General features: G+C 43.6%; 8 protein-coding genes. 3 read left to right on the forward strand and 5 right to left on the reverse strand.

Annotated features, from left to right (window positions below):
* Nucleotides 1–6: 6 nt before the first annotated feature.
* The 4 genes from flgC to CWC11_RS02930 all read right to left on the reverse strand — a co-directional run bounded on the left by flgC (nucleotide 7) and on the right by CWC11_RS02930 (nucleotide 2,780).
* On the reverse strand, nucleotides 7–438 hold the full coding sequence (flgC, locus tag CWC11_RS02915) for a flagellar basal body rod protein FlgC (protein WP_058548577.1): 432 nt from the start codon (nucleotides 436–438) through the stop codon (nucleotides 7–9).
* A 5-nt stretch (nucleotides 439–443) separates the two neighbouring features.
* Nucleotides 444–851, reverse strand: a complete 408-nt coding sequence (flgB, locus tag CWC11_RS02920; protein WP_058548578.1) for a flagellar basal body rod protein FlgB — start codon at nucleotides 849–851, stop codon at nucleotides 444–446.
* A 145-nt stretch (nucleotides 852–996) separates the two neighbouring features.
* Nucleotides 997–1,827: a CheR family methyltransferase gene (locus tag CWC11_RS02925; protein ID WP_138681482.1), complete on the reverse strand. Its 831-nt coding sequence runs from the start codon at nucleotides 1,825–1,827 to the stop codon at nucleotides 997–999.
* 17 nt (nucleotides 1,828–1,844) lie between these two features.
* Nucleotides 1,845–2,780 carry a chemotaxis protein gene (locus CWC11_RS02930; RefSeq protein WP_058548580.1) on the reverse strand — a complete coding sequence of 312 codons (936 nt, stop codon included), beginning with the start codon at nucleotides 2,778–2,780 and terminating at the stop codon, nucleotides 1,845–1,847.
* A 140-nt stretch (nucleotides 2,781–2,920) separates the two neighbouring features.
* Between CWC11_RS02930 and flgA the strand changes: the two genes are divergently transcribed.
* The 3 genes from flgA to flgN all read left to right on the forward strand — a co-directional run bounded on the left by flgA (nucleotide 2,921) and on the right by flgN (nucleotide 4,449).
* Nucleotides 2,921–3,628, forward strand: a complete 708-nt coding sequence (gene flgA, locus CWC11_RS02935) for a flagellar basal body P-ring formation chaperone FlgA (RefSeq protein ID WP_138681483.1) — start codon at nucleotides 2,921–2,923, stop codon at nucleotides 3,626–3,628.
* A gap of 76 nt (nucleotides 3,629–3,704) precedes the next feature.
* On the forward strand, nucleotides 3,705–4,025 hold the full coding sequence (flgM, locus tag CWC11_RS02940) for a flagellar biosynthesis anti-sigma factor FlgM (RefSeq protein WP_058548582.1): 321 nt from the start codon (nucleotides 3,705–3,707) through the stop codon (nucleotides 4,023–4,025).
* The gene (gene flgN / locus CWC11_RS02945; RefSeq protein WP_138681484.1) at nucleotides 4,018–4,449 is read left to right on the forward strand and encodes a flagellar protein FlgN; all 432 of its coding nucleotides are present in this window, start codon (nucleotides 4,018–4,020) and stop codon (nucleotides 4,447–4,449) included. The genes flgM and flgN overlap by 8 nt, the downstream gene beginning before the upstream one ends.
* A gap of 398 nt (nucleotides 4,450–4,847) precedes the next feature.
* On the opposite strand, the gene CWC11_RS02950 is transcribed toward flgN, so the two are convergent.
* Nucleotides 4,848–13,850 carry an Ig-like domain-containing protein gene (locus CWC11_RS02950; protein ID WP_212748079.1) on the reverse strand — a complete coding sequence of 3,001 codons (9,003 nt, stop codon included), beginning with the start codon at nucleotides 13,848–13,850 and terminating at the stop codon, nucleotides 4,848–4,850.
* Nucleotides 13,851–13,959: the final 109 nt, after the last annotated feature.

Here is a 13,959-nt window from a genome sequence, read left to right on the forward strand (position 1 = left end):
CCTCGGTTATCGCTGCCCAAGTAACAGCGTTTTGCTTAACATTTGCTTAGCTGCATCTGCAACTTGCACGTTTGTTTGATAAGAGCGAGAGGCTGAGATCATATTTGCCATCTCCTCAACAACATTAACGTTGGGTTTATAGATATAGCCGTTTTCATCCGCGCTCGGGTGATTTGGGTTATATTCAATCTGTAATGGCTTGTCACTTTCAACAATTCCCAAAACTTTAACACCAACAGCGGAGCCCTGAGGATTACTAGCCGATGCTGACGCTTTAGTCAGTTCTGCTGCAAATACAGGCTGGCGCGCTCGGTAAGTTTGGTCTTGAGATGAACTAATCGTATTAGCATTAGAGATATTACTTGCGGTAGTATTTAAGCGAACATTTTGTGCGCTCATACCACTAGCTGAAATATCAAATACATTATATAAACTCATAATTTTTATCCTTGACTACCGAGGGCTTTGTTCAGACCTTTAAATCTGCCGCTTAAAAATTGCAAGCTGGCCTGATACTCCATCGCATTCTGTGTATACAAGTTTCGTTCCACCTGTATATCAACCGAGTTACCATCACCTGTATCTGTTTGATTTGGCATACGAAATAATTCAGAACCACCTACACTTCTAGTACCACCGGCAATGTGATTTGCATCTGTTGTAACCATTGAATTGCCGCTTTGTTGGGTTGACCTTGCCGCTTTTAATGCTGAGGCAAAATCGATATCTTTTGCTTTATAGCCAGGCGTATCAGCGTTCGCTATATTAGTGGCAAGTAACTCTGCTCGCTGTGAACGGATCAACATGGCTTGCGGATGCACACCCAAAGCTTTATCAAAACTGATAGCCATAACCTTTCTCCAAAAAATTGACTTACCTATGGTTAAAGCAAAAAATAAGCCATTAATCTTAGAAGTTGTGTGATTTTTATAGAGCTATGTTTTTAAATGAAAAACGACGCAAATAGCGTCGTTAAAAAGGAAGGAATTAACTTAATTATTTCTTTTGGTATATGATACCAGGGTTGCAACGTACCATATCAAATTCATTACTTAAGCCCGTCATCGACTCCGAAGCACCTAAAAATAGATACCCTTTAGGATTTAAAGCTTGAGCAAATTGACTAATAATTTTTGCTTTTACTTCTGGTGCAAAATAAATAAGTACATTTCGACAAAAAATAATATCAAACTTACCCATAAGTGCATAAGAATCAAGTAGGTTTAAGTGCCTAAAGTTAACTTGTTTTTTTACCGAATCGTTAACTTGAGCCATACCATTGCCACTATCTTTGAAGAACTTTTTGCGACGCTCTGCAGACAACCCTCTTGCTAACGCAAGTGAATCGTACTCTGCATTTTTACACATATCGAGCATGGTATTAGATATATCAGTACCGGTAATTTGCGCTCCCATGCGCAGTACTCCAGGCTGCTTTGCCTGAAACTCCGCAACAGACATAGCAATAGAGTATGGCTCTTGCCCTGATGAGCTTGCCGCAGACCAAATTTTTAATGGCCTCCTTAACTCCTTAAATTCAGGGAATAATCTATTTTGTAAAAGCTCAAATGGGTATTGATCTCTAAACCATAACGTTTCGTTTGTGGTCATTGCATCAACAACTGCGGCTCTTAATTGCCGCTCATGTGGCCCAAGTGTTTTACTGACTAGTTGCGATAAAGATTCCACATTAAATCGAGCCATTAATGGAGCAAGTCGGCTTTTAACTAAATACTGCTTGTTTTCACCTAAAACAATGCCACATTGCTGCTCTAAAAACGAACGGAACTGATCGTATTCACTTTGCTGCAAATCTTTATTATTCAAATTAATAACACCTATAATTATTCGTCACTATGAACCCATTTTTTAACCGCTGTAGCTAATTCATCAGGGTTAAATTTAGCAATAAAATCATCTGCGCCTACTTTTTCGATCATTGCTTGGTTAAATACACCACTTAAAGATGTGTGTAAAATAACGTGCAATGGCGCTAATTTTGGATCTGCTTTTATTTCTGCAGTTAATGTATAGCCGTCCATTTCAGGCATTTCAACATCTGATATTAATAAACCTACTCTTTCTGTAATATCGTTTTTACAATCAAGCTCGGCTATTTCTTTAAGTCTGATTAGTGCTTCTTTACCATTTTTAGCAAGCTCAGTTTGTACACCTAGTGGTTCAAGAGCACGCTTTACTTGATTACGAGCAACGGCAGAGTCATCAGCAATAAATACGATACGCTCGCCTAAATCTTTTTGGATATCACCACCGGCAGCTACTTCAGCGCTCACTTCTGTATTTACTGGGCAAATTTCGTTAAGAATTTTTTCTACATCAAGAATTTCTACTAATTCATTTTCGATTTCGGTCACAGCGGTTAAATATGAATATCGCCCAGCTCCTGATGGAGGCGGCATTATTTTTTCCCAATTCATATTTACTATTCGCTCTACACCACCCACTAAAAACCCTTGAACAGAGCGGTTATACTCCGCAATGATAATAAAACTGTCTTTAATATTTTCTATTGGACGCCCACCTACAGCCATCGATAAATCTATAACTGAAATAGTTTGGCCACGAATATGCGCTACACCACGAATGTACGCATTTGATTTAGGCATACTAGTAAGAGGCGGACATTGTAATACCTCTCTTACTTTAAATACGTTAATACCAAAACGCTGACGCCCTCTGAGCTTAAATAAAAGTAATTCTAGGCGGTTCTGCCCAACCAACTGTGTGCGTTGGTTTACTGAGTCTAAAATGCCTGCCATTCAAATCTCCTAAAGAAAACAAATAATGCGGAACGATAATTGCTTTCTAATTATAAAGCTACATAACATCGCGGGAGCGTCTAAGTTTTGACGCAAAATATTTATACCCTGTTTGAAACCATAAGCATAGTCGAAACATTATGAGTTTGTTAAAAAAAGTCAGAAGATACAGTGTTTTTTATTTTGTTGCCAGCCTCTGCTTAGCAACACCTTTGCATGCAAAAGTGTTTAGCAAAGATTTATTACAAGAGATGGCCGTTAGTTACGTAGCTAAGCAAATAAACACAAATGATAGTGATAAAACTCAATTAAGTGCCCTACCACTTGATAGCCGCATACCTGATCGCATCTGTAAATCACCTCTTGAGCTAACGTCTGCTAGTGAGCCTCCTTTTAATAGGCAGGTCACTATTCAGGCTAAGTGCCAAGATGAGCAAGCGTGGGCGCAATACGTACATGTAAGAGTTGTCGAAATGGCCCCAGTAGTAGTTGCGAATGCAAACCTAGCTCGTGGTGAAGTAATTACTAAGTCACATTTAAGTATACAAATGAAGCCTTCGCACTTTGTGAGAGTCCAATACTTAGATAACCCTGATATGTTGATTGGTAGCAGAAGCAAACGAAACATTAGAAGTGGTATGCCAGTACTACTTAATCAAATTTGCATGGTATGTAAGGGAGATTCTGTTAATATTTACGCAAACCTCAGAGGCCTTAGAATTAAAACCACGGGCATAGCCCTTGAAGATGGCACTTTAGGCGAACAGGTTCAGATTAAAAACAAAAAATCAGGTAAAATTTTAAATGCTCGAGTAGATGGTGTAGAGTCTGTTCAAGTAAACATTTAATTTAGATTTATACTAAAGTATCCTACGTATATGCCGATAACTAGGCATCAGTTGGGTAATATACAGGTTTATTATTATGGTCAGTCAAGTTAATGGTAGTAATCAACAAACAAATGCGCTTACAAACGCAAAGCAACAACAAGTTGATTTAAAAAAAGATAATGCAAATACACAAGCTGCACAGTCGCAATCTCCAAAAGCTGCGAGTGATTCTGTAAGCTTGACGCCACAAGCACAACAATTAAAAACATTGCAAGATAAAGCGCAACAGTCGCCTGGTTTTGACAGTGAAAAAGTAGCTGAACTAAAAAAAGCAATTACCGAAGGTAAATACCAAATTGATGCTGAAAAGCTAACAAAAAACTTAGCAGATTTTGAGTTTAACGTTTATGGCTAATCATAACGGTTTAATTTGCGTAAAATTAAATGAGCAAGTAGATTGCTTAGACTCATTACATGCGCTGTTAAACGAAGAGCTTACAGTTATAGCGTCTCGAAGAGGTGAAGGTTTAAAAGAGCTTGCCCAACAAAAAATGCCTTTTTTAACCAAGCTAACTAAGCTCGATAAAGAGTTAAACAAACTTTTTGTCGCTAATGATGAGAATTCTACTGAGGTGAATGAGCTTGTTGACCAAGTTAAGTCACAATTAGCACAATGCCAAAAGCAAAATAAAGTTAATTCACATGCAGCCCGCCAAGCTCATTTAAGTGTTAAACAACTTAAAGAGATTTTAATTGGCGCACCAACCAGCATGACTTACGATCAAGGCGGTAGCGTAGTGAATACTGATAACAAGTTAGTCCGTAACTTAAAAGCCTAACCATACTTTATTTATAGCCATATTTTGTTAAAAAGCCCTTATTGAATATTTTCAATAAGGGCTTTTTAAGTATAGATAGCTTATTAAGCTACGCTTTGAATAATAAACCAATCTGAAGTTGCTACCTTCCGTACTTACAATCACTTTGAACCTGTAATACCAACTCCAATAAATAGCTGATCTATTTTACTTGTTAAAACAACCCATTTCTTTGTTGTAAATTTCGTAAAAGGGAACAACCATTTACATCAATTTACGCCTAGAACTGAATTGTTTTTTTGGCGTAAAATTTAGAACACATACTTAATATAGTTGGTATAAATAAATCGCTTTACCAAACATTAGATTAAGTACATTTTATAGCCCATCCCAATACTAAACTGAGATGGGCAATTTATTTAAATGTCTGTTTGGTTACTTCCATTTTCGATTAAGTACTTAATCATCTCCTCTGACTGATTTTGTACATCAACTGCTGGCGTTGCTTCATCAATACTTCCTCCGCTTTGCGCTGGGCTATAAGCAATCGCAGAGCCTTCTTCATCAAGTAAGTTGTTTAAGGCGACTAACTGCTCTGTTTCAGAGTCAATTATTACATCGTTTATGCTTAACGGCTCTGTTTCACTAACCTCTACCACCTGCTCTGCCGCGCTTGCCATTGTTCCAACATTTGCTAAGTTAATGGTTTCAGTATTTAACACTCCATCACCTTGCGTATCACCCAATGCTGACTCTTCGCTAAATGACGCAGGCATAGTGTCGCCAGCACCTGAGCTAGATTGTGAGGTATGCATATTTCCGGACTGTTCTATCACATTATCCGTATTTTTGATTAAGTAGTTTCCTGCTTCATCAACAGTAACAAAATAGTATTGCTCCCCTCCACCAATGTTTAGGTTGGCTAAGTTTAATACTCCTCCCCAATCTCCATTGCTATCTGAAGTAAAGCTACTTGAAAGTTCTAATACATCTAAATCTAGACCGAGTAAGTCAACGCCCAATAACGAAGAGCCAATAATGTATACTTCAGTATCTGGCTCTGTTGTCCCTTCAACTGATGGGAATAAAAGACCTAATACTCCTGAACTAAAATCAGTAACCTCAAAGCCTATTGGCGTGGTATCTATAATCAATCCAGAGAGGCTACCGCTTGAGGCTGTATTTCCTGATGCATCAGTTGCTACCGCTGTTACAGTATAAGCACCATCCGCTAAATCTGTATCCGGTGAGGCACTCCATGCACCTGTTCCGCTAGCAGTTACCTGTTTAGTGACTGTTGTTGCGCCGCTAAAGGTGACTAATATAGTTTCACCAGCGCCCGCAGTCCCCGTAACAAGAGGTGTTTGCTCTGCAGTTAGTTCTAACCCCGAGTCAATTGTAATACCTGAGTCAACTGCGCTATTGGTTGACTGTGTACCTGTATTACCTGCGCTATCAGCAATGCTTACATCTACGCTGTAATTACCCTCAGGAAGTACTTCTGTAGAGGTCACACTCCAAGTTCCATCAGGTCCAACTGTTGTTTGAACATTGTGAGTAGCACCCGCTGAATCAGTAAACATAACGATTACAAGCGCGCCTGCAAAGCTTCCCGTAACTGACCCTGTAACAGTAGGCGTAGTATCTTGCCCTACCAATATTGGATCTATGACGACAGTTGGCGCTGTGTAGTCTGTGCTTGACACCATAGTATCGCTAGAAGAGTTACCCGCAGTATCACTTATTGATGCTGTAGCACTAAAGCTACCTTCACTCAGTGCGGTTGTCGCTGTTACTGTCCATGAACCATTGCCTGCAACTTGGGCAGTAATAGTTTGTGAATCGTTATTAGCATCTGTAATAACCACGCTCAGCGTTGTACCTGCTGGAGCATCACTTGTACCAGTAATAGTTGGTAGTGGATTATTAGTAACGGATAACTGGTCAACTTCAATTGTTGGCGGGGTTAAATCAACAATACCACCTAGGCTTGTAGAACTGGTAAGTCCTAAGTTTTCGACTGTAGCATCTACTGTAAAGGCGCCTTCAGCTAATGGAGCGCTAGGTGTTAACGTCCACACTCCCGCAATAGCCTGTGTGTTGTAAGTAGTTGCTGTACCACTACTATCGGTTATTACAACTTCTACATCACCATTTAACACATCGGTAGTACCGCTAATGGTAGGGGTTGTATCGCTTGTATCTATTATTGGGTTGATTAATAGGCCCGGTAAAGTAGTGCTAACGGTGCCCGTTTGTGTCACTGTTGCTATATTTCCTGCATCATCAATACTAATAGCCTCAACGGTTAAATCACCTTCAGCTAGAGCCGGAGTAACAATAAGCCATGTTCCATCCCCTAATACCGTTGTGGTAACTTCATAAAGCGTACTTGTAGAGTCGGTAATATTAACCGTAATTAAGCTACCAGCCTCTTCGTCACTGGTGCCTGTAATAGTTGGCGTTAGCGTATTAAGTACACCAAAGGCGTCTATTTCTAACGATGGCGGTATGGTATCAATCGTCACTTGCTCAGTAACAGACTGGCCTACGTTGCCTGCAGCATCAGTAATGCCTGCGAATACACTATATATACCATCAGGTAAGCTAGTTGTTAATAACGACCACGTGCCATCGCTACCTACAAGCGCATCGAATACTGTTTCATTGCCGTTACTATCAACCACTGTTACGTCAATATCTGTACCAGGTGCTTCTTCAGATGTACCCGAAATTGTTAGAATATCAGTATTACTAATGCTCAATGGTAAAATGTCTACCACAGGCACTAGCGTATCAACAACAAACTCAAGCGTTTGTGTTACTACGTTGCCCGACTCATCTGTAATACTCACATTAGCAACGTGTTGCCCTTCAGATAATGCATCTAGTTGTAGTGTGAACAACCCTAGAGCATCGACAGTAGTCGTTAGTACAGTCCCGCCATCTAATTGTATTTCTACTACACCATTAATTAAATCACTGGTACCTTGAATTATTGGCGATGAATCTGATGTTGACCCAATAACATCTAAGACCAATGTTGGCGATATGGTATCTACAACATCTGTGATTAATTGGGTTGCAGTAATACCAACCTCACTAAGCACATTAACAGTTACACTAAATGCACCTTCAGCAAGAGACTGCGGCACCTGTACAGCCCATGATTGATCGGCTTGTACTATTGCAACGAGTTCTTGCACTACGTTATCGCTATCAATCACTTCAACTAATACTTCAGTACCAGGTGCTTGGTCTGTTGACCCACTAATTATTGGTAAGTCGCCCTCGCCAGTTACAAAGTCAACCACCGCATTTAGTAATGGGGTTGAGGCATCTACATCAGCCGTAGTTATAGTAGTTGTATTACCAGCATCGTCAGTTGCAGAAGCTTCAACAACCGATAAGCCTACTACGTTCACTGCTAAACCCACTAACTCCCAATCACCATTTGCATCTGTGGTTACATCGTATGTTAAATCAAGTAAATCACCCGCAAGCTCTAGAGTAACCGTAACGGTTTTACCTTCGCCCAAATCGGATGTACCAGATAAAGAAATCAACTGACCTAATAAGAACGAAGGCACAATTGTTAGTTCTGGTCCTACTGTATCAACCTCGCCACCCGTTTTACTGTCGGTAGAAGTATTGCCTGCATCATCGCTAATAGTTGCACTTACACTGTAAACACCGTCAGCCAAAATATTATCAGCAGCCGCTTGCCAGTCTCCATTAGCATCGGTTTGAACGGTCATTTGATGAGAAGCTCCTGCAGAATCAGTAAAGGTAACAATAACATTGGCGTTGGCCTCGTTTGATGTACCCGAGATCAAAGGCGTGCTGTCTTGTGTTAGTACCAGTGAGCTTTGATTAATACTAATCTCTGGTGCGATAGTATCTATAGTCGCGCTTACAAGTGCATCACCAGTATTTCCTGCATTATCGGTAATAAACACCTCAACAGAATAATCTCCTTGTGAAAGGCTATTACTGGCCTCTACTGTCCATGTACCACCGGCTTGCACGGTTGTGTTTACAAAGTGCTCGTTACCTTGTGCATCAATAAATACAACAACAACGCTATCACCTACTGTTGCTCCAGTAACAGTACCTGAAACACTTGGTGTTAAATCGGTACTTCCAACAATATCGTTAATAGTCACTATTGGTGCTGTTATATCAAGCGTACCTGTTGCACTCGTACTTACAGGGTTGCCTGCGGTATCTGTTGTTGATGCATTTACACTAAATCCCCCTTCACTAAGCGCATTAGGTGCAGCAACTGACCAAGTGCCATTGGCTCCCACTGTGGCATTAACTGTTTGCTCAGCCCCTAAGCTATCAGTAATTAAAATTACAACTATTGCGCCTTGCGGTGCCGTTGTTGTGCCCGAAATAGTAGGGGTTGTATCGTTGGCTGTAATAAGCGTATTGATGCTTAGTGCTGGTGCTGTTAAATCGATAACACCACTACTCGTAGCGTTACTTGTTAAGCCATCTTCAGTAACACTTGCAGTAACATTAAACTCTCCCTCAGGAAGTATATCTGTCGCATTTACACTCCAAGCACCGCTTAGCACATTAGTAGTAACTGTGTGTGAAACATTATTAATATCCGTTATAACTACTGTAATTTCAGTGCCATCAGCCGCACTGCTTGTACCCGAAAGTGTTGGGGTTTGATCGTTCGTATCAACAATGGTGTTTATATTAATAGTAGGCGCATTAGTATTAAGCGTTGCAGTAGCTTCTGCTGAGGAAGTGTTTCCTGCCGTATCAGTAATACTTGCTGAAACTGTCACTTGTCCATCAGTTAATGGGGTCGTTACATCAAGGCTCCATCCTCCGTTGGCAGCAACAGTTGTTGTATATGTATCAACGCTATCACCATCAGTAATTGTCACGTTGATTGTAGTACCTTCAACCTCATTAGATGTACCTGAAATAGTAGGCGTACTGTTGTTAATTGTACCTAAGGCATCAATAGTAATATTAGGCGCTTGGGTATCAACAAAACTTGACGCAGAATCAGAGCCTGTATTGCCAGCATCATCAGTAATACTTACTACAACATCGTAATTACCATCAGGTAAACTCGGCGCCGTAGCTTGCCAGTTTCCACTTGCATCAACCGTTGCTAATAGCGTGTGGGTATCACCATTACTATCTGTAATAACGATATCTACATTTGTGCCAGTAGGCTCTGTTGATGTGCCGCTTATAATTGGGGTATCTGTATTAAATACTGTGATATCAGCAAGTACTACAACTGGGACTTGCGTATCAATAGTTAAATCTATTGTTGTGTTAGTGATGTTATTAGCTTCATCGGCAACATTTATTTGCGCTGTATAGCTCCCATCAGTAAGTGCTGTAGGTACTTCTACTTGCCAGTTACCCTCTGCACCAACTACTGCAAAGAACGTTTGTCCATCAATACTAATAATTACATCAGCACCAATTGCATCACTGGTGCCTGAAATAATTGGCGTCGTATCTGCTGTAGTATCAATAGGATTAACACTAAGGGTTGGTGCAATACTGTCTATTTCACCTTGTGCTTGCTCAGTGGTTAAATTACCAACATCGTCTCTTACCTCAGCAGTTACAGTGTACTGACCTTGCGAAAGCTCGGTTGGTACTTCAACAGACCAACCTCCATTTGCCTGAACAATAGCCGTAAATTCTTGACTCTGCCCTGCACTATCAACAACGGTGAGTTTTATCTCTGTACCCTCGTCCATATCAGTGACACCAGAAATTACAGGCGTAGCATCATTCGATAAGGCATCAACAGTCACAGTGAGTGCAGGTGCTTCGTTATCAAAATCAAGCGAGTTAACAGTAACAACGTTACCAGCTGCATCACTTGCACTCGCTGTAACATAGGCAAGGTTAAGTAGAGGTACTGTAATATTCGCAAGCCCCCATGTGCCATCAGCATTTGTTGTAGCTGTGTAAGTCGCGCCTACCAAGCCGTTAACTAAATACTCAGTGATGGTAATTACAGATCCTTCAGGTAAATCAGAATCCCCTGAAAGAGAAACCAAATTCCCCAGCAAGAACGAAGGAATGATCTCTAAGGTAGGAGGCGTTACATCCACTTCGCCACTGTCTGTGCCCGTGCCGGTATTGCCTGCTGCATCGGTTATGCTGGCGCTAACACTGTACTTCCCTTCTGCTAAGTCTGTCGCTGGTGTGGCACTCCAGTTACCATTAATATCCGTTTGTACGTCAATGGTTTGAACTGCATTCGCAGCGTCAGTAAACGTCACCGTGATGGTGCTGTTAGGTGCATCACTGGTGCCCGTCACTGTGGGTGTGCTGTCGTTAGTGAGTGCAGGCGCATCCACGCTCACACTTGGCGCGGTGGTATCGATGTTACCGCTGCCAGTAATATCGTTGCTGTTGCCCGCTGCATCGCTAATAGTCGCGTCGATGCTGTAAGGCCCTTCAGCCAATGCTGTCGGTACTTCCACTGAGAAGTTACCATCAGCATCCACTGTGGTGGTGAACGTTTGCTCGGCCCCTAAATCATCTGTAACAGTAAAGGTGATCACGGTGCCCTCAGGGGCATCACTGGTACCGCTTAACGTTGGGGTGACGTCGTTACTTGAACCTGGGCTGGTTAACTCAAGTGTCGGTGCAATGGTATCTATTTCACCAGTGCCTGTAGCTGTGGTGTTGTTACCTGCCACATCTTCAACACTCGCGCTAATAGTGTATGCACCTTCTGCAAGTGCTACCGGTACAGGAATTGACCACGTACCATTAGCAAGGACGGTGGCACTCATGGTTTGCGCTACACCGTTGCTGTCGGTGACAACAATAGTGACTTCACTTCCCTGCGGTGCATCGCTTGTGCCTGCAATCGTTGGCGTGGTGTCGTTGCCCACACCATTGTCGGTAATAACAAGGCTTGGGCCAGTAAGGTCTATCTGACCTGTCTCGGTGGCGCTGCCTATATTTCCTAGGCCGTCGTCTACTTCGGCGGTGACCGTGTATTCGCCTTGCGCTAAATCAGCTGGGGCATCAACGCTCCATACGCCACCGGTGACGGTCGTATCAACAGTCGTAATATTCCCTGCACTGTCTTCAAACGTTAAGCTAATGATGGTGCCATCGGCTGCATCGCTTGTCCCATTAATGGTTGGCGTGGTGTCGTTGGTATCCACCAAGGCATTAATGCTAATGCTTGGCGCAGTGGTGTTCAGTGTCGCGGTTTCACTTAATGTGGTGGTGTTACCGGCGTTATCGCTCACGCTTGCTTCAATGGTCAGCTCACCATCGCTTAAGGCATTCGGCACATCCGCTGACCAGCTGCCATCAGCTTGTACCGTGGCAGTGAAGGTTTCGGTTGTGGTGCCATCGCTCACGCTGATGTTTATCACTGTGCCCGCTGGCGCATTGGTGCTTCCGCTGATTGTCGGGGTGCTGTCGTTGGTCGCGCCCACAGTATCAAGCACAAGTGTTGGCGCGAGGCTATCAATGGTGCCCGCTTGCACGGCGCCTCCGGTATTGCCTGCCGCATCGGTAATGCTGGCTTGCACACTGTAACTGCCTTCTGGTAATTCAGGGCTGGTTGCTTGCCAGTTGCCGTTGGCATCGACCGTGGCGGTAATGGGTGTTTCATCGCCGTTACTGTCGGTGATGACAATGTTTACAACCGTGCCTTCAGGCTCTGTTGAGGTACCGCTGATAACTGGCGTACTGTCATTGCCAAGGCCCAGTGCATCCACGCTCACAATCGGGGTGATGGTATCTACATTACCGCTGCTGTTTGCGGTGGTGTCATTGCCTGCGGCGTCGGTAATACTCGCGGTGACAGTAAAGTCACCTTGTGCGAGCGCACTGGGGATCTCAATGTCCCAGTGGCCATCACTGCCAACATTGGTGGTAATGGTTTGTACAGCGCCATCGCTGTCGGTGACGGTGAGTGTGACCGTGCCGCCAATTTCGTTACTGGTGCCTTGCAAGGTCGGTGTTAAGTCGTTTACATCACCTACATTTTGTATCGTAAGCGTTGGCGCTTGCGTGTCGATAGTCGTGGTTTCACTCACGGTGGTTTCGTTGCCTACGCTATCGCGTACGCTCACTTCAATCGTGCTTTCCCCTTCGCTGAGTGGTGTACTTGGTGTCGCACTCCAATCGCCGTTTGCATCCACAAGGGCGGTGATGGTTTGTGGATTGCCATCGCTGTAGGTCACCACTATCGTCACTTGCGCGCCTTCGCCTGCATCGCTCGTGCCGCTAATAACAGGGGTATTGCTATCGCTTTGTGCATCAACCTCAACAGTCAGCGTGGGTGGTGTGTTATCAAAGTCATCTGAGCTTATTGTGCGTGTATTACCCGCTGCATCAGTGGCTGTGGCGATCACGGAGCCCACATCCAGTAATGAAATATCTAAGCCAATAAGAGACCAATTACCATCGGCATCAGTTGTGGTGGTGTAGGTAGCACCAATGCCACCGCCAACCAGTTGCTCGGTAATGGTGATTTCACTGCCTGCTGGCAAGTCGGAGGTACCACTTAAGGTAACCAATAAACCAAGCTCAAAGGTCGGCGTAAAGGCAAGCGCCGGTGGCGTTACATCCACTTCGCCTGTATCACTGCCTGTGCCGGTGTTGCCCGCTGCATCGGTAATGCTGGCGCTAACACTGTAGTTGCCTTCTGCTAAGTCTGTCGCTGGAGTGGCACTCCAGTTACCGTTAATATCGGTTTGTACATCAATGGTTTGAACTGCGTTGGCCGCATCCGTAAAGGTAATAGTGATGGTGCTGTTTGGTGCATCACTGGTGCCTGTAACCGTTGGTGTGCTGTCGTTAGTGAGTATTGGCGCATCCACACTCACACTTGGCGCGGTGGTATCAATATTACCGCTGCCAGTAATATCGTTGCTGTTACCCGCTGCATCGCTAATAGTCGCGTCGATGCTGTAAGGGCCTTCTGCCAATGCGTTTGGCACTTCGACTGAGAAGTTGCCGCTGGCATCCACGGTCGTCGTAAAGGTTTGCTCGGCCCCTAAATCATCTGTAACAGTAAAGGTGATCACTGTGCCCTCAGGGGCATCACTGGTGCCGCTTAAGGTTGGGGTGATGTCGTTACTTGAACCTGGGCTGGTTAACTCAAGCGTTGGGGCAATGGTATCTACTTCCCCTGCGCCTGACGCAGTCGCGGCGTTACCCGCGGCATCGCTTACGCTTGCACTTACTGTATAACTGCCTTCAGCAAGTACTTGTGAGGCGGCCACACTCCAGGTGCCATTAGCCCCAAGCGTAGTTGTAACCGTATGAGTGACGTTATTGCTATCGGTGATTTCAACCGTCACGGTACTACCTTGCGGTGCGTTCGCGGTACCAGTGATCGTTGGAGTGGTATCGTTTGTTACGCTCAGTGTATCAACTTCAATCGCTGGCATAGTGGTGTCAATAATACCGGTTTCGCTCGCGCTACCTATATTTCCTAGGCCGTCATCTACCTCGGCGGTTACCGTGTATTCACCTTCAGCTAAATCAGCTGGGGCATCA

The sequence above is a fragment of the Pseudoalteromonas sp. S3178 genome (genome assembly GCF_005886985.1).
Lineage (GTDB): Bacteria > Pseudomonadota > Gammaproteobacteria > Enterobacterales > Alteromonadaceae > Pseudoalteromonas > Pseudoalteromonas carrageenovora.